The sequence below is a fragment of the Pseudomonas sp. NPDC087803 genome, from assembly GCF_044742995.1.
Classification (GTDB): Bacteria; Pseudomonadota; Gammaproteobacteria; order Pseudomonadales; family Pseudomonadaceae; genus Aquipseudomonas.
In genome coordinates this window covers 1-23,266 of sequence record NZ_JBIUVO010000073.1, presented here as the reverse complement: position 1 = coordinate 23,266, position 23,266 = coordinate 1, and the positions used below count along the sequence as shown (strand labels likewise).

The following is a 23,266-nucleotide window of genomic DNA, read 5'->3' as shown; positions in this document are numbered from 1 at the left end:
CTCGATCTTCGACCGTTACGCTCCAGAGAAGTCGGGCCACATGTCCGGCCGACAGAACGGCGTTCTGGTTTCGGTTGAAACCGGTAAGGCACTGACCTACTCGCTGGAAACCCTGCAGGCTCGTGGCAAGCTGTTCGTAGAACACGGCCAGGAGATCTACAACGGTCAAATCGTTGGTCAGAACAGCCGCGACAACGACCTGGGTGTGAACCCGACCAAAGGCAAGAAGCTCGACAACATGCGTGCTTCGGGTAAAGACGAAACCATCGCTCTGGTACCACCTGTTCGCTTCACTCTGGAACAGGCTCTGGAATACATCCAGGAAGACGAGCTGTGCGAAGTTACTCCTAAGTCCATCCGTCTTCGCAAGAAGATCCTGGACGAAAGCGAGCGTACCCGCGCTGCCAAGAAAGCCAAGGCGTAACTTAGCCCGAGCTTGAAAAAACGCCCCCGGTCGCAAGACCGGGGGCGTTTTTGTTTGTCTGGGGTTTATACGGTGTTTGTGCTGGCCTCATCGCTGGCAAGCCAGCTCCCACAGGGTTTTGCATCGCACATGAATCTTGTGTACGACAACAATCAATGTGGGAGCTGGCTTGCCAGCGATGGCGGCCTAAAAGGCGCCGAAAATTTCAGCAGCGATCAGAACTTCTCGATCGACCGCGAATTCTGCACCCGCTCGACTTCTTTCGGCTTGTACGCGCAATACCCCGGACGCGGGCCGATTTTCGGGTGGTTGCGGCAGGTGTCCGGGCGCTTGTCATAAATGGTGCACAGGCGGCTCTTACGATCCAGGTAGTAGCAATCATTGTTGCTCATGCGCTGCAGGGTGAAGATCCCCGACTTCTGGTTGAAGCGCTCGACCAACCCTTCCTTTTGCAGGCGCTTGGCGATGTTCTTCGGCGGATCGCCCAACTCGAACTCGTCGACCACGCCGATGCGGACCAGGTCCTTGATCTTGACCTCGACCGGCAGGGTGCAGCAGCTGGAGACACAAGAGCCGCACATCGGGGCCGAATATTTGGCCCACGTATCGAGACGGTCGATCTCGGCGGCGGCAATCAGGTTGGGCTTCATCATCGGGAATTACCAGGCGTGTGCATCAGGGCGCGCGATCATACCGGGACTGGTGGATTTTTGAACAACCTTTCGCCAGATTTTTGCAAATGCCGCGCAAATGCCGTTCAGTCCGGCACGGCCCCTGCATTCATTAGCCCACTCGCCAAGGTAATGCCGGGCTATCTCACCGACTTCGGAAAAACTGCCGAACCAGCGCCTCTACCGTCGGTCAGACCGTCTAGGCTCAGACAATTCCCCGCTCGCTCGAGGTCCTATCGATGACTCAAGAACCACTAGTTCGCGAAGCAGAGGTGGCCGCATTCCGCGATGCCGTCCTGACCAAGCTCACCTATGCAGTGGGCAAAGACCCGGATCACGCCTTCGACCATGACTGGTTCGAAGCCATTGCCCTGGCGGCGCGCGACCACATGGTCGAACACTGGATGGACCACACCCGGCAGATCTACCGCAAAGGCCAGAAGCGGGTGTATTACCTCTCGCTGGAATTTCTCATTGGCCGCTTGCTCTACGACAGCCTGAGCAACCTCGGCCTGCTCGACGTCGCCCGTGAGGCGCTGACGGAGCTCGGTGTCGATCTGGAACGAATCCGCCTGCTGGAACCCGACGCGGCACTCGGCAACGGTGGCCTCGGCCGTTTGGCGGCGTGCTTCATGGAAAGCATGTCGACCCTCGGCATCGCCGGGCACGGCTACGGTATTCGCTACGAACACGGGCTGTTCCGTCAGGCCATCGTCGATGGCTGGCAGCAGGAACAGACCGAGCACTGGCTGGATTTCGGCAACCCGTGGGAATTCGAACGTCCGGAAGTGGTGTATTCCATCGGCTTCGGCGGCAGCGTCGAAACCGTCACCGATGCCAGCGGCAAGACCAAACAGGTCTGGTCGCCAGCGGAAACCGTGCGTGCGATTGCCTACGACACGCCAGTGGTTGGCTGGCGCGGGGCGAGCGTCAACACCCTGCGCCTGTGGCGCGCCCGAGCAATGGAAGACCTGCACCTGGAGCGCTTCAACGCCGGCGACCACTTGGGCGCCGTCGCCGAAGTCGCCCGGGCCGAAAGCATTTCCCGGGTTCTCTATCCGGCAGACAGCACTGAAGCCGGTCAGGAACTGCGCCTGCGTCAGGAATACTTCTTCGTCGCCGCCTCTTTGCAGGATTTGCTGCGTCGCCATCGCAACATGCACACCTCGGTGCTGACCCTGGGCGATCACGCGGCGATCCAGCTCAACGACACTCACCCCTCGATTGCCGTCGCCGAACTGATGCGCCAACTGGTCGATGTCTACGACGTGGCCTGGGATGCGGCGTGGCAAGTCACCGTCGATACCTTGTCGTACACCAACCACACGCTGTTGCCCGAGGCGCTGGAAACCTGGCCGGTCGGCTTGATGGAACGCATGCTGCCGCGGCACATGCAGATCATTTATCTGATCAACGCGCAGCACATCGACTCGCTGCGCGCCAAAGGCATCCACGATTTCGACGTGCTGCGTGCGGTGTCGCTGATCGAGGAAGACAACGGTCGCCGGGTGCGCATGGGCAACCTCGCTTTCCTCGGTTCGCACAGCGTCAACGGCGTGTCCGGGCTGCACACACAACTGATGCGCAAGACCGTGTTTGCCGAACTGCACAAGCTTTACCCGGAGCGGATCAACAACAAAACCAACGGCATCACCTTCCGCCGCTGGCTGTTCCAGGCCAACTCCGAGCTGACCTCGATGCTGGTCGACTCCCTCGGCCCGGAGGTGCTGGATAACCCGGAAGAACGCTTGCTCGATCTGGAACCGTTCGCCGAGAAACCCGCCTTCCGCAAAGCCTTTGCCGAGCAGCGTCTGCACAGCAAAAAGGCTTTGGCTTATCTGATTCACGAGCGGCTGGGGATCGCGGTCAACCCGGCGGCGATGTTCGACGTGCAGGTCAAACGGATCCACGAATACAAGCGCCAGTTGCTCAACCTGATGCACACCGTGGCGCTGTACCAGGCAATTCGCGCCGAGCCTGAAGTCGACTGGGTACCTCGGGTGAAAATCTTCGCCGGTAAAGCGGCGGCCAGTTATCACCAGGCCAAGCTCATCATCAAGCTGACTAACGACATCGCCCGGGTGGTGAACAACGACCCGACCGTGCGCGGCTTGCTCAAAGTGGTGTTCCTACCCAACTACAACGTCAGCCTGGCGGAGAGCATCATTCCGGCGGCGGACTTGTCCGAGCAGATTTCCACTGCCGGCTTCGAGGCCTCGGGCACCAGCAACATGAAGTTCGGCCTCAACGGTGCGCTGACCATCGGTACCCTCGACGGGGCCAACGTGGAAATGTGCGAGCGCATCGGCGCCGAGCACATGTTCATCTTCGGTCTCAGCGCGCAGCAGGTCGAAGCGCGTAAACAGAATCACGAGTTCAGCGCCGCACCGGACATCGCCGCCTCCCATCGGCTGAACGATGTGCTGCAGGCGATCCGCAGTGGCGTGTTCTCACCGGACGACACCTCGCGCTACACCGGGTTGATCGACTCGCTGGTGGACTACGACCGCTTCCTGGTCTGCGCCGACTTCGACTCGTACTGGGAAGCGCAGATGCGTGTCGATGCGCACTGGCACGACGCCAACAACTGGTGGCGTTCGGCGGTGCTCAACACGGCGCGGATGGGCTGGTTCTCGTCTGACCGGACGATTCGCGAATACGCTACGGATATCTGGAAGGCACTGGAGTAACTTTTCGCTCGGCTCGATATAATCGGCGCGCCGGAAAAGATCGCAGCCTTCGGCAGCTCCTACATGGGTGTTCACATAACCCTGTAGGAGCTGCCGAAGGCTGCGATCTTTTTGGATCAGGCTGCGCTAATCTTCCCGGATTGGCCTTTGCGCTTAGGGATATCGACCATGCAATGGATGTTCATGTTGATCGGGCTGGTGCTCGGCTGGCTGCTCGACGAGTCGTTCAGTGATGCACTGCTGGGTGCGCTGCTGGGACTCGCGATTGGGCAGACGCTGCGCATCGCCAGGCTCGGCACGCAGACCGCCGAGCAACAGCATCAACTTGAACAGGCAAAGGTCGCTTTGCAGGCCGTCGAGCAGCGTCTGTTTCTGCTTGAAGGTGCCGGCGTGCGCACCACACCGCCGACCCCGGTTGCCGTCGTCGAACCCGTCATCGTTGCCGAACAGGCACCCGCCGCCACACCGGATCTAGTCTGGGAGCTGCCGCCCGAATTCGAACCGATCACCGTCACTGCCAGCGAAACCAGTCAACCACTGCCGGCCGATGTCTGGCATCTGGACGCCGTCACTGCCGAGCCATCCGCCCCCGCACAACCTGCCGAACCCCGTGGCCCGAACCTGATCGAGCGTGGCATCAGTGCGGCGCGTAACTGGCTGTTCGGTGGCAACACCGTGCTGCGGGTCGGCGTGGTGCTGTTGTTTTTCGGTCTGGCGTTCCTGTTGCGTTATGCCACCGAAGGCATGGTGGTGCCGATCGAATTGCGTTACGCCGGCGTCGCGACCGCAGCGTTGGCCCTGCTGGCGCTGGGCTGGTGGCTGCGCACACGCAACAGCAGTTATGCGCTGATCTTGCAGGGCACCGGGATCGCGGTGCTGTACCTGACGGTGTTTGCGGCGATGCGTCTGCATCCGCTGCTCGATCCGTCCGCCGCGCTGGGTTTGCTGGTGGCGGTCACGGTGTTCTCGGCGATTCTCGCCATCACTCAGGATGCTCTTGGACTGGCCGCCGCCGCGGCGCTCGGCGGTTTCGCCGCGCCGATCCTGACCTCGACCGGGGAGGGCAACCATGTCGCGCTGTTCAGCTACTTCGCGCTGCTCAATGCCGGCATCCTCGCCATCGCCTGGTTCAAGGCCTGGCGCCTGCTCAACCTGATCGGGTTCGTCGGCACCTTCGGTATCGGCTTCGCCTGGGGCCTGCGCTCTTATGCGCCCGAGTTGCTGTGGAGCACCGAGCCATTTCTGATCCTGTTCTTCCTGATGTATCTGGCCATCGGTCTGTTGTTCGCCCGGCGCAAGTTGCGCGACATGCCCGATGCGCCGCCGGACGGCGATCGCGAGGCGCTGCTGCACTGGTCGGCGCGCAAGGGCGACTACGTCGACGGCACGATGCTGTTCGGCCCGCCGATCGTGGGCTTCGGCTTGCAGTTTGCGCTGGTGCAGCATCTGGAATTTGCCGCCGCGTTCAGCGCACTCGCACTGGGCGTGATCTACATGGGCCTGGCCCGAGTGTTGATGGGCGGTCGCGCGTTGCTGCTCGGTGAAACTTGTCTGGCGCTGGGGGTGATTTTCGCCAGTCTGGCGATCCCGTTGGGTCTGGATGCGCGCTGGACCTCAGCGGCGTGGGCAGTGGAGGGCGCGGGGATTTTCTGGCTCGGCCTGCGTCAGCAGCGGCCGTTCGCCCGAGCGTTTGCCCTGCTGCTGCAACTGGGTTCGGCGCTGGCATTCCTCAGTCAGTTGCGGGTCGGCGAAAGCAGCCTCCTCGACGGCGCACCGCTGGGTGCGTTGATGCTCGGCATCGCGCTGCTGTTCAGTTTCTATCAGTTGCGCGAAGCCTCGGCGGAACAGGCTTCGCCGTGGGAGCGCCAGGGCCTTCCGGTGCTGGCGGCACTGGGCCTGACCTTCCTGTACTTGTTGGCGCCGCTGTTTTTCTGGGTTCAGGCGACCGCAATCAGTTGGGCCTTGGCCGGATTGGTGACCCTGTTTGTCGGCCTGCGCCTGCAATCGCGCACGTTCCTGTTCACCGCGTTCGCCGTGCAGTTGCTCGGAGGTGCGTTGTTCCTGTTGCGTCTGCAAGGAGCGGGCGAGGATTCGGCGGCAGTGTTCAGCGCCGGATGGAGCGGTTTGCTCAGTGCATCGTTGATCGGTCTGGCGCTGATCGGCGGGATGCTGCTGGCGGCGCGCGACGAGATGGTGCGCGGCGATGTGCGGCTGCTGCGCGGGTTGTCGGTGGTGTTGCTGGCGGGGCTGGTGCTGATCAATCTGGCGGTGCTGTTCGTGTTGCCGTGGCAAACCGCGAGTGCGGTGTGGGCGGCCAGCGGTCTGTTGATCATTTGGCTCAGCCTGTACCTCAAACAGCGCGTGAGTTTTGTCTTCGGGCTGTTGTTGCAGTTGATCGGTGGCGCGGCGTTTTTGCTCGTCGGTCCCGATTTACTCGGACCGCTGTCCAGCGAAGACCTGCGACCGCTGGCCCATGGCGGCTTCTGGACGCCGCTGGTGTTGGGGTTGGCCGCGCTGGTCGGTGCCTGGCGTCTGCAACTGGGCAATCACGCCTCGGCGTTCGATGTGCTCAGCTTGCAGCGCCTGTCCGAAGTGCTGCTGGTGTGGGGCGCCGGTTGGTGGGCGTTGGCGTGGGTCAGTGAGGTGCTGCGTTTTGCGCCGCTGAATTTGCAGGCGACGCTGTTGCTGTTGGTTGCTGCGCTGAGTGTGGCGTTGTGGACGCTGTTGGCGCTGCGCCTGAAATGGCCGGCGTTGGGCCTGCTCTGCACCTTGCTGATTCCGGCGGCGGGGCTGGTGTTGCTGGCGGCGTGGCATGCGCGTTATCACCCGGCGGCTAACTTCGGCTGGCTGGCGTGGGCGCTGTTGTTCGCCGTGCATTTCTTCAGCCTGCGGCGTCTGGCGCCGATGCTGCCGGCACGGGCCTTGAGCACGGCGCATGTGCTGGGTTGCTGGCTGCTGATCGGCGTACTGGCGCTGGAGTTGCGCTACGGTCTGCTGCTGTTGTCCGAGCAATACAACGCTTGGCGCTGGCTGGGCTGGGCGATCCTGCCGAGCCTGTATCTGTTGCTGGCGGCGGCTCCGCGCAACTGGCCGTGGCCGGTGGCTGCCTTCCCGCGCGAATATCGTGTGTACGCCGCCGCGCCGCTGGCAGTGCTGATGCTGGCGTGGTTCTGGCTGGCCAATGGCTTCAGCGACGGTAACGCCGAACCGCTGCCGTATGTGCCGCTGATCAACCCGCTGGAATTGGGCCTGCTGTTCGCCTTGTTCGGGGTTTACGTGTGGTCGCGTCATGCGGTGACGCAGTTTGCCCTGCGCAAGGATTACGCCGAGTACGCCACGCAACTGGTAGCCGGGGTTTCGCTTTTCGCTTTCTGCACCGCGCTGGTGACCCGTGCTGCGCACCATTGGGCAGGGATTCCGTTCGAGCTGGATCTGCTGCTCGAATCGATGCTGGTGCAGGCCGGGTTGTCCATCGTCTGGACGTTGATGGCGCTGGGTCTGATGATCGGCGGGCATCTGCGTCATCGTCGCGAAGTGTGGCTGATCGGCGCGGCGCTGATTGCGCTGGTGGTGGCCAAACTGATTTTTGTCGAATTGAGCAACCGTGGCGGCCTCGCCCGGATCGTCTCGTTTATCGGTGTCGGCGTGTTGCTGCTGGTGGTGGGCTACTTTGCGCCGCTGCCACCGAAACGCGTCGAAGCCGAACCGGCGGCGGACAAACCCGTGCCGGATACCGAAGGAGTTTCATCTTGAGTCGCATGCTGAATCTGGGGTGGTTGGCGCTGGGCGTGGTGATGACTGCCGGCGCGCAGGAAAAACCGGCGGACTTCGCCACGCAGGTGCCGCTGGCGGTGAGTGGCAACGGCCCGTGGTATCGCCTCGACCTGCCGCTGAGCGCGCAATTGCAGGCACGCCAGACCGATCTCAGCGACCTGCGCGTATTCAACGCCGCCGGCGAGCCGCAGGCCTACGCCCTGGCCCGGGAATCGGCGCAGACCCGCGACGACGGGCAGTTGCATGAGGTGAAGTGGTTCCCGTTGTACAACGCCGCCGATGCCAGCGAACGCGCGCCAAACGTACGGGTGCAATCGACCACCACCGGCACGCTGGTGGAAGTGCAGCCGTCGACTCAGCTGGAGGCCGGCGAAGAAGTGCTGCGTGGCTGGCTGCTCGATGCCAGTGCGATCAAGGCGCCGTTGCAGCAGTTGATCCTCGACTGGACCAGCGAGCGTGACGGCTTCCAGCGTTTCAGCATCGAGGCCAGTGATGACTTGCAGCACTGGCAGGCGTGGGGCGAAGGGCAGGTGGCACGCCTGACCTTTTCCGACGAGCGCATTGAGCAGCATGAGGTGACGCTGCCGGGGCAATCGGCACGCTATCTGCGTCTGCTGTGGGAGGTGCCGACGTCGGCACCGATCCTGACTTCGGCACAATTGAAAAGCAGCGATCCACGCAACGTGCCGCTGCCGTTGGTCTGGTCGCAAGCGCTGGCCGGCAGCAGCACCAAGTCCGGCGAGTACACCTGGCAATTGCCGATGGGGCTGAATGTCGAGCGGGTGCAGGTCGAACTGAAACAACCGAACAGTCTGGCTCCGGTCACGCTCGCAGGCCGGCGCGAAAGCAGCCTGCCGTGGCAGACCCTGAGCAACGGTTTGCTGTATCGCCTGACCCAGAACGGTCAGGACGTGGTGCAGAACGAATTGCAGTTGTACGGGCAGCCTGTGCAGCAATTGAAACTTAGCGTGGATGAACGCGGCGGTGGTCTGGGCGAGCAGGCACCGAGCCTGAAATACGCGGTGCGGGCGACGCAGGTGATTTTCCTGGCACGTGGTGACGGGCCGTACAGTCTGGCGCTGGGCAATCCGACGGTGAAAACCGCGAACCTGCCGCTGAGTACGCTGATTCCGGATTTCAAAGCGGAAAAACTTGCGACGCTGGGCAAGGCAACCGTGCAGGGTGAAGTGGTTGCCACGCAGGCTGCGCCGGCGACTACGGCGGCGGTGACCGAGACCAACTGGAAGAAGATTGGCCTGTGGGCGGTGTTGCTGGTGAGCGTGGTGTTCCTTGGGGCGATGGCGGCGAGTCTGTTGCGCAAGCCGCCGACCAATTCCTGAGAATGGCTGGCGCTGCGCGCCATTCGCGAGCAAGCCCGCTCCCACATTGATCGCGTCCAGCAGGGCTATTCGGTTAACTGTGGGAGCGGGCTTGCTCGCGAAGGCGGCCGATCGACCAACAACAATTTCAGATCGGTCGCGGATCCGCATGCACCACTCGTCCCGTTTCGACTACGCTGAATCCGCTGCCTGAACTCTCTCGACCCGATCACGTCTGATAGAGGCAATTGCGCCCCAATGCACGTAACCGGGCGTCATCGCTCGCTACGTTTTCAGACTCCCTGTAAACTGCGCGGGTTTTTAGCCCCCCATTCCACCGGAGCCGTCCATGTCCCGCGTTACCCTGAGTCGCTATTTGATTGAGCAGACCCGCAGCAATAACACTCCTGCCGATCTGCGCTTCCTGATCGAAGTGGTGGCGCGTGCCTGCAAAGAGATCAGCCACGCCGTGTCCAAAGGCGCCCTGGGTGGTGTGCTGGGCAGCATGGGCACTGAAAACGTCCAAGGCGAAGTGCAGAAGAAACTCGACGTGCTGTCGAACGAGATCCTGCTCGAAGCCAACGAATGGGGCGGTCACCTGGCCGGCATGGCGTCCGAAGAAATGGACAATGCCTACCAGATCCCGGGCAAATACCCGAAAGGCGCCTACCTGCTGGTGTTCGACCCACTGGACGGCTCGTCGAACATCGACATCAACGCCCCGGTCGGCACCATCTTCTCGGTACTGCGTTGCCCGAACGAATACCTGAGCCAGAACGAAGCGCTGAACGAAAAAGCCTTTCTGCAGCCAGGCACCCAGCAGGTGGCTGCCGGTTACGCGATCTACGGCCCGCAGACCATGCTGGTACTGACCCTGGGCGACGGCGTCAAAGGCTTCACCCTGGACCGCGAAATGGGCAGCTTCGTGCTGACCCACGAAGACATCACCATTCCTGAAACCACCCAGGAATTCGCGATCAACATGTCCAACCAGCGCCACTGGGAAGCCCCGGTACAACGCTACGTCAGCGAACTGCTGGCCGGCGAAGAAGGCCCGCTGAAGAAGAACTACAACATGCGCTGGGTCGCGGCGATGGTGGCCGACGTGCATCGCATCCTGACCCGTGGCGGTCTGTTCATGTACCCACGCGACAGCCGTGAGCCATCCAAGCCTGGCAAACTGCGTCTGATGTACGAAGCCAACCCGATGTCGTTCCTGGTGGAACAGGCGGGCGGTGCGTCCACCGACGGTCACCAGCGCATCCTCGACATCCAGCCCGAAGGCCTGCACCAGCGCGTAGCGGTGTTCCTCGGTTCGAAAGAAGAAGTCGCCCGCGCCACGGCTTACCACAAGGAGTAAGCCATGAACGCGCCCTGGCAGCCGTTGCTCGATTGGTGGTTCGGACACGCCGAATCACCGGACGAGATTGCGGCTGACAAGGGCAAGTTGTGGTTCGGCAAGAAAGACAGCCAAGACCTCGAAGCGCGTGAGCGTTTCGGGGTCTTTGTCGATCAGGCCCTCGCTGGCGAATTGACCGAGTGGACGCAAAGTCCCGAAGGTTGGCTGGCGGTGGTACTGCTGCTCGATCAACTGCCGCGCATGATCTTTCGCGACACGCCCAAAGCATTCTCGGGTGATCGGCGTGCGCAGAAACTCGTCGCCCAAGGCATTGCGGCGGACTTCGACCGGCAACTGCAGCCAATTCAGCGGGTCTTCATTTATCTGGTATTCGAACACTGCGAAAACCTCGCGGTGCAGAACGAAGCCGTTTCGCGCTTTATCGCTCTGCTGGCTGAACAGCCGGAGGCCGAGCGGGCGGTGTTTGCCGACAATCTGGATTATGCCGAGCGGCACCGGACAGTGATTGCGCGGTTTGGAAGGTTTCCGCATCGCAATGCGGTGTTGGGGCGGGAGTCGACGGCTGAGGAGTTGGCGTTTCTCAGTCAGCCTGGGTCACGGTTCTGATTTGTTGAGTTCAAGGATTGCCGTTCAACAGCCTCTTCATCAAAAGTGAAGGCAGGCTTTTTCTTGAGTCGACAATGATATGAACGAAGACGGTTTTTTCTCTGACTTCATAAATGACTCGGTTCATCCCGGAAATGATTTGTCGGTATTGACCAAGGTTGAGCTTCTCGATTTCCTCGGGGATTGAACCGGAATAAGGAAGGTCTGCGAGACCAAGAATGGCGGTCTTGAGATCAGCGTAGGTACTCTGCCACGTCTGACTCGAGAACTGTTTGATAAGGTAGGTACGGAGTTCTTTGAGATCTGTCTGTGCGGACTGAAGAATAACGACCTTTAAACTCATTGATGGTCGGCCCTGTCCAAGTCCGCGAAAACATCCTCAGCGTCTCGATACTTGCCTTCCTCAATCTCCCGATTGCCAATTGCCAATAGCTTCAGCAAAGCCATTGTGTCTTCCTGCTCCTCAAAGCTTTTCACGTCCATAACTACAAGCTTGGCTTCACCATTTTGGGTGATGACCAATGGCTCACGGCTTTCAGTGATCGACTTGACGATCTCCGCTGTATGACTTTTGAGGTAGCTGATCGGTTTGATTTGCGATGAAAGCTTCATGGTTGAGTCTCGCCAAATTGAACAGGACTGAGTTTAGTCTTAATTCAGTCCAGCGTCATTGCGAGCTGACCAGCGTATTTCAACTCAAAATTCAATCGTCGCTAATGCCGTCATCGCCAGCAGGCTGCCTCCCAAAGGGGATCTGTGTCGTTCACAAAAACCTGTGGGAGCGAGCCTGCTCGCGAAGGGGCCAGTGGCAGCGCCTCAGATCCTGAAACTGCCCACCAGCTGCTTCAACCGCGCCGCCTGCTGCTCCAGATCCGAGCACGCACGCAAGGTCGCCTGCAGGTTCTCGACACCTTCCTGGTTCAGCGTGTTGATCTCGTTGATGTCGACGTTGATCGACTCGACCACTGCGGTCTGCTCCTCAGTCGCGGTAGCCACCGACTGGTTCATGCCGTCGATCTCGCCGATGCGCTGGGTCACGCTGCCCAGGCGCTCACCAGCCTGGTTGGCGATGCCGACGCTGCTTTCGCTCTCGCGCTGGCTCTCGGTCATGATGCTCACTGCCTGACGTGCGCCGACTTGCAGTTCTTCGATCATCTTCTGCACTTGCTGCGCCGAATCCTGGGTGCGGTGGGCGAGGTTGCGTACCTCGTCAGCGACCACGGCGAAACCACGGCCAGCCTCACCGGCACGCGCCGCTTCGATGGCGGCGTTGAGCGCCAGCAGGTTGGTCTGCTGCGAGATGCTGGTGATCACTTCCAGAATCTGCCCGATGTTCACCGTGTTGCTGTTAAGGGTTTCGATGTTGCCGCAGGAGTCGCTGATTTTTGCCGACAGCTGCTGCATGGCCTGAATGGTTTTATCCACAACCTGCTGGCCGTCGACCGCGAGGCTGCGCGCATCGCTCGAATGCTGCGAGGCGAGGGCGGCGTTCTGGGCGATTTCCTGGGCTGCGGCGCCGAGCTGGTTGATCGCCGCCGCCACGCTGTTGGTGCGGGTCGCTTGCTGATCGGAGTTGTACATCGACGAGTTTGACGCGGCGACCACGCGCAGGGCCACTTCGTTGACTTGCCCGGTGGCCGAGGATACTTCGCGGATCGAGGTGTGAATACGCTCGACGAAACGGTTGAACGACAGGCCCAGTGCACCGAATTCGTCGTGGCCATGGATCACCAGGCGCTTGGTCAGGTCACCTTCGCCTTCGGCGATGTCATGCATGGCGCGGCCCATGGTCAGCAGCGGTTGCATCAGTACGCGGATCAGCATGCCGAGCAGGGCGATGATGATCACCACCGCGATCACCATGGCGATCAGCGCCGAGGTGCGGAATTCGCTGAGCATCGAGAACGCGGTGTCCTTGTCCAGCACCAGCGCCACGTACCAGTCAGCCGAGGGCACGCCGTTGACGCGGGTGAACGAGATCAGTTGAGTCTTGCCGTCGAATTCGACTTCTTTGAGGCCCGGGCTGACTTTCGGCGCGCCGTTGGGATAGGCCTCGGCGAGGGTTTTCAGGACCAGTTTGCTGTCCGGGTGAATCAGGATCTTGCCATCGGCGCTGACGATGAACGCATGGCCGTGGCCACCGAAGTTGAGCGAGTTGATGATCGCGCTGACGCTGGTCAGGTCGATATCCGCGCCGGCCACGCCGATCATCTGGCCCTGACGCTGCACCGGGGTGGCGACGGTGATCACCAGTTTGCCCGACGACGCGGCGATGTAGGGTTCGGTGACGATGGTCTGTTGGGCGCTGTTGGCGGCCTTGTACCAGCCACGGGCGCGCGGGTCGTAGTCCGGCGCGCGGTTGCCGGCGGGTACCGAGAACATCACGCCGTCAGCGCCACCGAAGTAGCTGAGCTGGAAATTGCCGGTGTAGGCAGGCAGGTCGATGATGCGTTTCAGGCTGGCCGGGGCGCTGCCGTCGGCGGCGACCTGCTGCGACAGCGATTGCAGCAACTGGATACGGCTTTCCAGCCAGGTCTGGATGTTGCTGGTGGTCAGGCTGCCCAGTTCCTGCATCGAGGCTTCGGTGCTGCTGCTCAGGGCTTCGCGTTGTCGATAGTCGTTGAACAAAATGAAACAGGCGAACGCAACGGCCACCACAAGGGCGGCAGCCAGCAAGATCTTGTGGCTGAATTTCATGTTTCTGGTCATCGAATGAACTACCGCGAAGGGGCTGGTCGAGAAAGGGCGGCAATTTGCCACACTCGGGGGCTTTGCGCTGCTCTTATTTCGACCGCGGCGCGCCAAAGATTAGGCGTCTTTGATGAAATGCGACGAAATGCTCAATAGCCGCACAAAGTGTCTGATTTGCCGGTAAATGCCAGACGAGCGGAGCAATAAATAGCCATTTCTGCAGGGAACCAGATGAGGGTTTTCTCTTCTAAGCTTCTGGTTGGCACCATGCCATCCCCCTTCCGCTCCAGGAGTTACTTCATGTCGCTGCGATCTATCGCCCTTTTGACTTTTTGCGTGCTGCTTGCCGCGTGCAGCAAGGTCAATCAGGAAAATTACTCGAAACTGTCGGCCGGCATGGCCAAGGCCGAAGTCGAGACGCTGCTCGGCAAACCTACCGACTGCTCGGGTGCGCTCGGCATGTCCAGTTGCACCTGGGGCGACAAAAACAGCTTTATCAGCGTGCAGTACGCCGGTGACAAAGTGCTGATGTTTTCCGGCCAAGGCCTGAAGTAAACCGGGGCTGTGCGCCCACGGGAGAAAAATAATGAAGCGGTTATTGATCGTCCTTTTCGCCGGCCTGGTACTGGCCGGCTGCGCCACCCACGGTGAAGATCCGCTGGCGCCCAAGACGGCTCACAGTGTCAACCTCAAGCGCTATCAGGGCACCTGGTATGAACTGGCGCGTATGCCGATGTACTTTCAGCGCAACTGTGCGCAGTCCGAGGCCCATTACACCCTCGAGACCAACGGCAATGTCGACGTGCTCAACCGTTGCCTGACGACCGACTGGCAGTGGGAAGAGGTCAAGGGCACGGCTTATCCACAGGTACCGGGCAAGACTGACAAGTTGTGGGTCGAGTTCGATACATGGTTCTCGCGCTTGATTCCGGGTGTAGCGAAGGGTGAATACTGGGTGTTGTACGTCAGCGACGACTACAAGACCGCCATCGTCGGCGACCCGAGCCGCAAATACATGTGGTTGCTGTCGCGCACCCCTACCGTTAACGCTGAATTGCGTGAAGAGCTACTGAGCAAGGCGCGTCAGCAGGGTTACGACACCACACGCCTGATCTGGCGGGCGTCGGATCGGCAGATGGCCAAGACCTCGAATTAAGCATCACCAAAGATCAAATGTGGGAGCGGGCTTGCTCGCGAAGAGGGCGTGTCAGTCGACTGAAATATCGACTGATACACCGCTTTCGCGAGCAAGCCCGCTCCCACATTTTGCTTTGTGTCAGCCCAGCAGTTCGCGCAGGACCTGGGTGAAGGCCCGGGCACTGTCCTCTTCGGCCGCATGCCGGCCGTCACGCACCACCCATTGGCCATTGACCAGCACGTCGCGCACCTGACGATCGCCACCGGCAAACAACCAGCGATTCAAAATCCCGTCACCACTGGCCGTGGCCAGATACGGATCGTTGCCATCGAGCACGATCCAGTCCGCACGCTTGCCGACTTCCAGCGCACCGATCGGCTGTCCCAAAGCCTGGGCGCCGCCATCCAGCGCAGCGTCATACAGCGTGCGCCCGACCATCGGCTGATCGGCCCCATACAAACGGTTACGCCGCTGATCGCGCAGACGCTGGCCGTATTCCAGCCAGCGCAATTCCTCGACCACGCTGAGCGACACATGGCTGTCGGACCCGATGCCCATACGTCCGCCCTGAGCGAGGAAATCCACCGCCGGGAATATCCCGTCGCCCAGATTCGCTTCGGTGGTCAGGCACAGGCCGGCGATGGCGCGACTCTTGGCCATCAGCGAGACTTCTTCCGGGTTGGCGTGGGTCGCGTGGACCAGACACCAGCGCTGATCGACTTCGGTGTTTTCGTAGAGCCATTGCAACGGACGGCGACCGCTCCAGCTCAGGCAGTCATCGACTTCCTTCTGCTGTTCGGCGATGTGAATGTGCACCGGGCACTGCTTGTCGCTGGCCGCCAGCACTTCGCTGATCTGCTGCGGGGTGACCGCGCGCAGCGAGTGGAAGCACAGCCCCAGCGATTGCGCTTTTTGCTGAGCCAATAACGGCTGCAAACGCGATTGCAGGTTCAGGTAATTTTCGGTGCTGTTGATAAAGCGGCGCTGGCCGTCATTGGGCGTTTGGCCGCCGAATCCGGAATGGCTGTAAAGCACCGGCAGCAGGGTCAGGCCGATTCCGCTGTCGCTCGCGGCCTGACTGATGCGCAGTGCCAGCTCGGCCGGATCGGCATATGGCTGACCGTTGTTGTCGTGGTGCACGTAGTGGAATTCAGCAACCGAGGTGTAACCGGCCTTGAGCATTTCGATGTACAGCTGCCGGGCGATGACGCCGAGTTGCTCGGGGCTGATTTTTCCGACCAGCCGATACATCAGGTCACGCCAGGTCCAGAAACTGTCGTTCGGATTGCCGGCCACTTCGGCCAGCCCGGCCATCGCACGCTGGAAGGCGTGGGAGTGCAGATTGGGCATGCCCGGCAGCAGCGGACCGCTCAGCCGTTCGGCGCCGTCTGCGGTGGAATCGGCCTGAATCTTGGTCAGCACGCCCTCGGCGCTGACCTCAAGACGTACATTGTTGGCCCATCCGTTAGGCAGCAGCGCGCGTTCGGCAAAGAAGGCGGACATGGTTCAGCACCCCATCGTGTGTTATTTGTATATACATATACAGACGTTTGCCTGCCCGGTAAACTCCGGCAAGCTAGCAACCTTCATCCAATGAACAGGGATCAACCGTGCCGACTCCGCCTCCAGTCTCTCCGTTGGCCGCGAACCTGGGCGACAGTCCGGCGCCCTTGTACGCCCGCGTCAAACAGATGATCACCCAGCAGATCGACAGCGGTAACTGGCCGCCGCACTACCGTGTGCCATCGGAAAGCGAACTGGTCAGCCAGCTCGGTTTCAGCCGCATGACCATCAACCGCGCCCTGCGCGAGATGACCGCCGACGGCCTGCTGGTGCGCATGCAGGGTGTCGGTACATTTGTTGCCGAACCGAAGAGCCAGTCCGCGCTGTTCGAAGTGCACAACATCGCCGACGAAATCGCCTCCCGTGGCCATCGCCACACCTGCCAGGTGATCACCCTCGAAGAAGAGGCCGCCGGTTCCGAGCGCGCGCTGGCGCTGGACATGCGCGAAGGGCAGAAAGTCTTCCACTCGCTGATCGTGCATTACGAAAACGACATTCCGGTGCAAATCGAAGACCGTTTCGTCAACGCGCTGGTCGCCCCGGAATACCTCAAGCAGGACTTCACCCTGCAAACGCCTTACGCCTATCTCAACCAGGTCGCGCCGCTGACCGAGGGCGAGCACGTGGTTGAAGCGATCCTCGCCGAACCGTCCGAGTGCAAGTTGCTGCAGATCGAAAAAGGCGAGCCGTGCCTGTTGATCCGCCGTCGTACCTGGTCGGGGCGTCAACCGGTGACCGCCGCACGTTTGATTCACCCGGGTTCCCGTCATCGTCTGGAAGGGCGCTTTCATAAATGAGTGCACTAAAAGTTTTACGCGCCGAAGGCTACCCGCGCATGCCGTGGAAAAACGGCGGCGGCAGCACCGAGGAAATCACCCGTGACGCCGGTGCCGGACTGGATGGTTTCGGCTGGCGGCTGTCGATTGCCGACATCGCCGAGTCCGGTGGTTTCTCCACCTTCAGCGGCTACCAGCGGGTCATCACCGTGTTGCAGGGCGATGGCATGACCCTGTGCGTCGACGGTGATGACACCCGTCCACTGTTACCGTTGGATCCGTTTGCGTTCAGCGGCGAAAGCCAGGTGTCCTGCACCTTGCTCGGCGGCGCGATCCGCGATTTCAACCTGATCTACGCGCCGCAGCGTTACAGCGCGCGCTTGCAGTGGCTGGATGGTGAGCAGCGGTTTTTCAGCTCGGCGGGGACGCTGCTGGTGTTCAGTGTCAGTGAGCTGCTTGAGGCGAAAGTCGCTGACAGTGTCGCGCAACTGGGCCGACACGATTGCCTGCAACTGGACGGTAACAGCGGTCTGGTTGAAGTCGCGGTGAATGCAGCGTGCTGCGTGATCGAGCTGACAGGGCGCTGATTTAAAAACTTAAAAGATCGCAGCCTTCGGCAGCTCCTACACTGGGATTGATGTGTACCCTGTAGGAGCTGCCGAAGGCTGCGATCTTTTGCTTTCCGGGTGTTCCCAACCCACGCACCAACTTGTTACCGAACGCCCCAGCGTGGCGCAAAACCACGGTTTCGTAACGATCCTCCGCTACCTCAATCCCTCCCCGCGAAAAATTTCATCCGCGCCACAACCCTTGTTTCAAGCGCTCTCCAGACCTGTCCGCAATTTTTCTTAAGCAGTGCTCCAACAAGTTGGCCGCTTGATTGCATATGCTTGTATGTACAAGTAAAGACGTATGCGTATAAGTCCGCAGCGTCCACTGATTCGCTTGTCGCGCATTGAGGCGCACAGGCTGCTTGCCCACTGCCAGGGTTGGTTTGAATTGATCGCTGAGGAGTCTTTTTCGTGACTGACAATAAGCCTACAACTGCCGTTTATACAAAGAGACGTGACGTCGAAATCCGTGCATCGCGCGGCAACAAGCTGACCGCCAAGAGCTGGCTGACCGAAGCGCCGCTGCGCATGCTGATGAACAACCTCGATCCGGAAGTGGCCGAGAACCCGAAAGAGCTGGTGGTTTACGGTGGTATCGGTCGCGCCGCGCGCAACTGGGAGTGCTACGACAAGATCGTCGAGAGCCTGACCAACCTCAATGACGATGAAACCCTGCTGGTGCAATCGGGCAAACCGGTCGGCGTGTTCAAGACTCACAGCAACGCCCCGCGCGTACTGATCGCCAACTCCAACCTGGTGCCGCACTGGGCGAGCTGGGAACACTTCAACGAACTCGACGCCAAAGGCCTGGCCATGTACGGCCAGATGACCGCCGGCAGCTGGATCTACATCGGCAGCCAAGGCATCGTTCAAGGCACCTACGAAACCTTCGTCGAAGCCGGTCGCCAGCACTACAACGACAACCTCACCGGCAAGTGGGTGCTGACCGCTGGCCTCGGTGGCATGGGTGGCGCACAACCTCTTGCTGCAACCTTGGCCGGTGCCTGCTCGCTGAACATCGAATGCCAGCAGGTGAGCATCGATTTCCGCCTGAAAAGCCGTTACGTCGATGAGCAGGCCAAGGACCTCGACGACGCCCTGGCGCGCATCGCCAAATACACCGCCGAAGGCAAAGCGATTTCCATCGCCCTGCTGGGCAACGCAGCAGAAATCCTCCCGGAACTGGTCAAGCGCGGCGTGCGCCCGGACATGGTCACCGACCAGACCAGCGCCCATGACCCACTGAACGGCTACTTGCCGGCGGGCTGGACCTGGGACGAGTACCGCGCTCGTGCCAAGACCGAGCCGGCCGCCGTGATCAAAGCCGCCAAGCAGTCGATGGCGGTCCACGTCAAAGCCATGCTGGACTTCCAGAAGCAAGGCATCCCGACCTTCGACTACGGCAACAACATCCGTCAGATGGCGCAGGAAGAAGGCGTGGAAAACGCCTTCGACTTCCCAGGCTTCGTCCCGGCCTACATCCGCCCACTGTTCTGCCGTGGCATCGGCCCGTTCCGTTGGGCGGCGCTGTCGGGTGATCCGCAGGACATCTACAAAACCGACGCCAAGGTCAAAGAGCTGATCCCGGACGACGCCCACCTGCACAACTGGCTGGACATGGCCCGCGAGCGCATCAGCTTCCAGGGTCTGCCGGCGCGTATCTGCTGGGTCGGTCTGGGGCTGCGCGCCAAGCTCGGTCTGGCGTTCAACGAAATGGTCCGTAGCGGCGAGCTGTCGGCACCGATCGTGATCGGTCGCGATCACCTCGACTCCGGTTCCGTTGCCAGCCCGAACCGCGAAACCGAATCGATGCAGGACGGCTCCGACGCTGTCTCCGACTGGCCACTGCTCAACGCCCTGCTCAACACCGCGAGCGGCGCGACCTGGGTCTCGCTGCACCACGGCGGTGGCGTGGGCATGGGCTTCTCGCAGCACTCGGGCATGGTGATTGTCTGCGACGGTACTGACGAAGCGGCCGAGCGTATCGCCCGCGTCCTGCACAACGACCCGGCCACCGGTGTCATGCGCCACGCCGATGCCGGTTACCAGATCGCCATCGACTGCGCCAAGGAGCAGGGCCTGAACCTGCCGATGATTACCGGTAAATAATCGCAATTCTGTGGGAAATGCTTTTGGTGGGAGTGGGCTTGCTCACGAATGCGCTGGATCAATCAGCACATGTTTCGAATGTGCCGGCCCCTTCGCGAGCAAGCCCGCTCCCACCAAAAGCACCCCGCGCAAGACGCTCAGTGAACTCGAATAACAATCCACAGAGGTTGAATCATGGCTGTAACTCCCGATCGTGCAGGCAGTAAACCGTTGATCGAAAGGCGTTCGATCGACTACATCCCGGAAGCGGAAAGACACGGTCGTCTGTTTAGCCAGTTCACCCTGTGGATGGGTGCCAACCTGCAAATCACCGCGATTGTCACCGGGGCCCTGGCCGTGGTGCTGGGCGGTGATGTGTTCTGGTCGTTGATCGGTCTGTTGCTCGGTCAACTGCTGGGCGGCGGCGTGATGGCGCTGCACGCGGCGCAAGGGCCGAAGCTGGGTCTGCCGCAGATGATTTCCAGCCGCGTGCAATTTGGCGTGTACGGTGCGGCGATCCCGATCGTGCTGGTGTGCCTGATGTACCTGGGTTTCACCGCCACCGGTACGGTGCTTTCCGGCCAGGCGCTGGGCCAGTTGTTTGGCGTCAGCGACACCGTCGGCATCCTGCTGTTCGCCAGTGTCATCGTGGTGGTCACGGTGCTCGGTTATCGGGTGATCCACTGGATCGGCCGGGTCGCCAGTGTCATCGGCGTGATTGCTTTTGTTTACCTGTTCAGCCGTCTGCTGAGCCAGGTGGACGTGGGCGCGTTGCTGCAGATCCGCCACTTCAGCTGGAGCAGCTTCCTGCTGGCGGTGTCGCTCGCGGCGTCATGGCAGATCGCGTTCGGCCCGTATGTGGCGGACTACTCGCGTTACCTGCCGAGCAAGGTTTCCGCGGTGAAAACCTTCTTTGCCGCTGGCGCAGGTTCGGTCATCGGTGCGCAAGTGGCGATGGTCCTCGGCGTGTTCGCGGCGGCTTCGGCCAACGGTCAGTTCGCCGGTCACGAAGTGGCCTACATCGTCGGGCTGGGCGGCACTGGTGCCACGGCGGCGCTGCTGTACTTCAGCATCGCCTTCGGCAAGGTGACCATCTCGACGCTGAACTCCTACGGCAGCTTCATGTGCATCGCCACCATCATCAGCGGCTTCCGTGGGCATCTGACGGTCTCGCGTATGCAGCGGCTGGTGTTCGTGCTGGTGATCGTCGGGGCGGCGACCCTGATCGCCTTGCTCGGTCAGCACTCGTTCCTCGGTGCATTCAAGTCGTTCATCCTGTTCCTGCTGGCGTTCTTCACGCCATGGAGCGCGATCAACCTGGTCGACTACTACTGCATCACCCGCGAGCGCTATGACGTGCCGGCGCTGGCCGATCCGAACGGTCGCTACGGGCGCTGGAACCTGCTCGGGATCAGCGTCTATGTGTTCGGCGTGCTGGTGCAGTTGCCATTCATCTCCACCAAGTTCTACACCGGCCCGCTGGTGGCGGCCCTCGGTGATGTGGATATCTCCTGGATCATCGGTCTGGTGTTGCCTGCCGCGCTGTATTACCTGTGCGCGAAAAAATGGCACGGCTCGGTGCCTGATCACCTGATTCTGCCGGTCGAGCAGAACAGCGTTGTACCACCTGAAACAAGTGGGGCCGGTCGCGCTGCGGCGCAGGCCTGATTGGATGTGGACAGGGCTGGATGCCTCTTGACTGCCGTAAGCCAATTCATGATTAGGAGCGTCGCAACAATGAAATCGAACAAGACCCTGCTCACCACTCTGCTGTCCATGGGCCTGCTGGCCAGTGCCGGCGCCTCCCAGGCTGCCGGCTGGTGCGAATCCGGCAAACCGGTGAAGTTCGCCGGCCTGAACTGGGAAAGCGGCATGCTGCTGACCGACGTGCTGCAAGTGGTGCTGGAGAAAGGTTACGACTGCAAGACCGACAGCCTGCCGGGCAACTCCATCACCATGGAGAACGCCCTGAGCAGCAACGACATTCAAGTGTTCGCCGAAGAGTGGGTCGGCCGCAGCGAGGTCTGGAACAAGGCCGAGAAGGCCGGCAAGGTCGTCGGTGTCGGCGCCCCGATTGTCGGCGCGATCGAAGGCTGGTACGTGCCGCGCTACGTGATCGAAGGCGACGCCAAGCGCAAGCTTGAACCGAAAGCGCCAGACCTGAAAAACATTGCCGATCTGGGCAAATACGCAGCCGTTTTCAAAGACGCCGAAGAACCGTCCAAGGGCCGTTTCTACAACTGCCCGGCGGGCTGGACCTGCGAGCTGGACAACAGCGAAATGCTCAAGAGCTACGGCCTGGAAAACAGCTACACCAACTTCCGTCCGGGCACAGGACCTGCGCTGGATGCGGCGGTGCTGTCGAGCTACAAGCGTGGCGAGCCGATCCTGTTCTACTACTGGTCGCCAACCCCGCTGATGGGCCAGATCGACGCGGTCAAACTCGAAGAGAAACCGGGCGTCGACAAGAGCGTGAGCATCAAGGTCGGCCTGTCGAAAACCTTCCACGAGCAAGCCCCGGAACTGGTGGCCGTGCTGGAGAAGGTCAACCTGCCGATCGACCTGCTGAACCAGAACCTGGGACGCATGGCGAAGGAACGTATCGAGTCGCCAAAACTGGCGAAAATCTTCCTCAAGGAACATCCTGAAGTCTGGCATGCGTGGGTCAGTGACGACGCAGCCAAGAAAATCGACGCGGCGCTGTAGGTCGATACCTCCCGGTCAACCGTGAGGCTGGCCGGGAGATATGCCGTAAATCGCTTGATTGAGATTTCTGATTGAGAGCCGCTTATGTTTCCCGAAAGCTTTACCTTTTCCATCGCCGACTGGGTCAACGGTTGGGTCGATTCGCTGGTTACCAACTACGGTGATGTGTTCCGCCACATCTCCGACACCCTGCTGTGGGCCATCGTCAACCTCGAAGGCCTGCTGCGTGCCGCACCGTGGTGGCTGATGCTGGCGATCGTCGGTGTGGTCGCCTGGCACGCCACGCGTAAAGTCGTGACCACTGCGGTCATCGTCGGTCTGCTGTTCCTCGTCGGTGCTGTCGGCCTGTGGGACAAACTCATGCAGACCCTGGCGCTGATGATGGTCGCGACGATCATTTCGGTGCTGATCGGCATTCCGCTGGGGATCCTCTCGGCGCGCAGCAATCGCCTGCGTTCGGTGCTGATGCCGCTGCTCGACATCATGCAGACCATGCCCAGCTTCGTGTACCTGATTCCGGTGCTGATGCTGTTCGGTCTGGGCAAGGTCCCGGCGATTTTCGCCACGGTGATCTACGCCGCGCCGCCGCTGATTCGCCTGACCGATCTGGGCATCCGCCAGGTCGACGGCGAAGTGATGGAAGCGATCAACGCTTTCGGTGCCAACCGCTGGCAGCAACTGTTCGGCGTGCAACTGCCGCTGGCCCTGCCGAGCATCATGGCCGGGATCAACCAGACCACCATGATGGCCCTGTCGATGGTGGTGATCGCCTCGATGATCGGCGCAAGTTTCGTTTGTGAAGATGTGTTTGTTGGTTTTAAGTAAGTAAATGTCGTATGCGGTATCTTT

Annotated in this window: 17 protein-coding genes and 3 pseudogenes; 14 read left to right on the top strand and 6 right to left on the bottom strand. The window is 61.0% G+C overall.

Annotated elements, in window-relative coordinates:
* Positions 1-424 (top strand): annotated as a pseudogene (locus ACIOUG_RS23760) (translational GTPase TypA); the annotation flags it as partial.
* A gap of 215 nt (positions 425-639) precedes the next feature.
* Here ACIOUG_RS23760 and ACIOUG_RS23755 read toward each other — a convergent pair.
* Positions 640-1,077, bottom strand: a complete 438-nt coding sequence (locus ACIOUG_RS23755) for a YkgJ family cysteine cluster protein (protein ID WP_007961740.1) — start codon at positions 1,075-1,077, stop codon at positions 640-642.
* A 257-nt stretch (positions 1,078-1,334) separates the two neighbouring features.
* Here ACIOUG_RS23755 and ACIOUG_RS23750 point away from each other — a divergent pair, with 257 nt between their 5' ends.
* From ACIOUG_RS23750 to ACIOUG_RS23730, 5 genes are all read left to right on the top strand, one after another.
* Positions 1,335-3,785: a glycogen/starch/alpha-glucan phosphorylase gene (locus ACIOUG_RS23750; RefSeq protein ID WP_401069089.1), complete on the top strand. Its 2,451-nt coding sequence runs from the start codon at positions 1,335-1,337 to the stop codon at positions 3,783-3,785.
* Positions 3,786-3,953: 168 nt separating this feature from the next.
* Positions 3,954-7,538: a DUF2339 domain-containing protein gene (locus ACIOUG_RS23745; RefSeq protein ID WP_401069086.1), complete on the top strand. Its 3,585-nt coding sequence runs from the start codon at positions 3,954-3,956 to the stop codon at positions 7,536-7,538.
* Complete coding sequence (locus tag ACIOUG_RS23740; RefSeq protein ID WP_401069085.1) at positions 7,535-8,899, top strand: DUF3999 domain-containing protein; 1,365 nt, start codon at positions 7,535-7,537, stop codon at positions 8,897-8,899. The genes ACIOUG_RS23745 and ACIOUG_RS23740 overlap by 4 nt, the downstream gene beginning before the upstream one ends.
* Positions 8,900-9,227: 328 nt before the next feature.
* The gene (locus ACIOUG_RS23735; RefSeq protein WP_003220797.1) at positions 9,228-10,238 is read left to right on the top strand and encodes a class 1 fructose-bisphosphatase; all 1,011 of its coding nucleotides are present in this window, start codon (positions 9,228-9,230) and stop codon (positions 10,236-10,238) included.
* A gap of 3 nt (positions 10,239-10,241) precedes the next feature.
* Positions 10,242-10,844: a DUF924 family protein gene (locus tag ACIOUG_RS23730; protein WP_401069083.1), complete on the top strand. Its 603-nt coding sequence runs from the start codon at positions 10,242-10,244 to the stop codon at positions 10,842-10,844.
* Between the two features lie 10 nt (positions 10,845-10,854).
* Here ACIOUG_RS23730 and ACIOUG_RS23725 read toward each other — a convergent pair whose 3' ends face one another.
* From ACIOUG_RS23725 to ACIOUG_RS23710, 4 genes and pseudogenes are all read right to left on the bottom strand, one after another.
* Positions 10,855-11,187, bottom strand: a complete 333-nt coding sequence (locus ACIOUG_RS23725; RefSeq protein ID WP_103485259.1) for a type II toxin-antitoxin system RelE/ParE family toxin — start codon at positions 11,185-11,187, stop codon at positions 10,855-10,857.
* The gene (locus tag ACIOUG_RS23720; RefSeq protein WP_401069081.1) at positions 11,184-11,456 is read right to left on the bottom strand and encodes a type II toxin-antitoxin system Phd/YefM family antitoxin; all 273 of its coding nucleotides are present in this window, start codon (positions 11,454-11,456) and stop codon (positions 11,184-11,186) included. The genes ACIOUG_RS23725 and ACIOUG_RS23720 overlap by 4 nt, the downstream gene beginning before the upstream one ends.
* 204 nt (positions 11,457-11,660) lie before the next feature.
* Positions 11,661-12,425 carry a methyl-accepting chemotaxis protein gene (locus ACIOUG_RS23715; RefSeq protein WP_371850962.1) on the bottom strand — a complete coding sequence of 255 codons (765 nt, stop codon included), beginning with the start codon at positions 12,423-12,425 and terminating at the stop codon, positions 11,661-11,663.
* Positions 12,426-12,518: 93 nt separating this feature from the next.
* Positions 12,519-13,541, bottom strand: a pseudogene (locus ACIOUG_RS23710) (sensor histidine kinase); the annotation flags it as partial.
* Between the two features lie 294 nt (positions 13,542-13,835).
* On the opposite strand from ACIOUG_RS23710, the gene ACIOUG_RS23705 reads away from it, so the two are divergent.
* The gene (locus tag ACIOUG_RS23705; RefSeq protein WP_003220802.1) at positions 13,836-14,090 is read left to right on the top strand and encodes a hypothetical protein; all 255 of its coding nucleotides are present in this window, start codon (positions 13,836-13,838) and stop codon (positions 14,088-14,090) included.
* A 31-nt stretch (positions 14,091-14,121) separates the two neighbouring features.
* Positions 14,122-14,691, top strand: a complete 570-nt coding sequence (locus tag ACIOUG_RS23700; protein WP_401069079.1) for a lipocalin family protein — start codon at positions 14,122-14,124, stop codon at positions 14,689-14,691.
* A 120-nt stretch (positions 14,692-14,811) separates the two neighbouring features.
* On the opposite strand, the gene ACIOUG_RS23695 is transcribed toward ACIOUG_RS23700, so the two are convergent.
* Positions 14,812-16,176 carry a formimidoylglutamate deiminase gene (locus ACIOUG_RS23695; protein WP_401069077.1) on the bottom strand — a complete coding sequence of 455 codons (1,365 nt, stop codon included), beginning with the start codon at positions 16,174-16,176 and terminating at the stop codon, positions 14,812-14,814.
* A 188-nt stretch (positions 16,177-16,364) separates the two neighbouring features.
* Between ACIOUG_RS23695 and hutC the strand changes: the two genes are divergently transcribed.
* From hutC to ACIOUG_RS23665, 6 genes and pseudogenes are all read left to right on the top strand, one after another.
* On the top strand, positions 16,365-17,033 hold the full coding sequence (hutC, locus tag ACIOUG_RS23690) for a histidine utilization repressor (protein ID WP_230679353.1): 669 nt from the start codon (positions 16,365-16,367) through the stop codon (positions 17,031-17,033).
* On the top strand, positions 17,030-17,599 hold the full coding sequence (locus ACIOUG_RS23685) for a HutD family protein (RefSeq protein ID WP_401069075.1): 570 nt from the start codon (positions 17,030-17,032) through the stop codon (positions 17,597-17,599). The genes hutC and ACIOUG_RS23685 overlap by 4 nt, the downstream gene beginning before the upstream one ends.
* 435 nt (positions 17,600-18,034) lie before the next feature.
* Positions 18,035-19,732, top strand: a complete 1,698-nt coding sequence (gene hutU, locus ACIOUG_RS23680; protein WP_401069074.1) for a urocanate hydratase — start codon at positions 18,035-18,037, stop codon at positions 19,730-19,732.
* A 174-nt stretch (positions 19,733-19,906) separates the two neighbouring features.
* Positions 19,907-21,379, top strand: coding sequence for a purine-cytosine permease family protein (locus ACIOUG_RS23675; protein ID WP_401069072.1), 1,473 nt, complete (start codon positions 19,907-19,909; stop codon positions 21,377-21,379).
* A 69-nt stretch (positions 21,380-21,448) separates the two neighbouring features.
* The gene (locus ACIOUG_RS23670; protein ID WP_401069071.1) at positions 21,449-22,417 is read left to right on the top strand and encodes an ABC transporter substrate-binding protein; all 969 of its coding nucleotides are present in this window, start codon (positions 21,449-21,451) and stop codon (positions 22,415-22,417) included.
* An 84-nt stretch (positions 22,418-22,501) separates the two neighbouring features.
* Positions 22,502-23,239, top strand: a pseudogene (locus ACIOUG_RS23665) (ABC transporter permease); the annotation flags it as partial.
* Positions 23,240-23,266 lie beyond the last annotated feature (27 nt).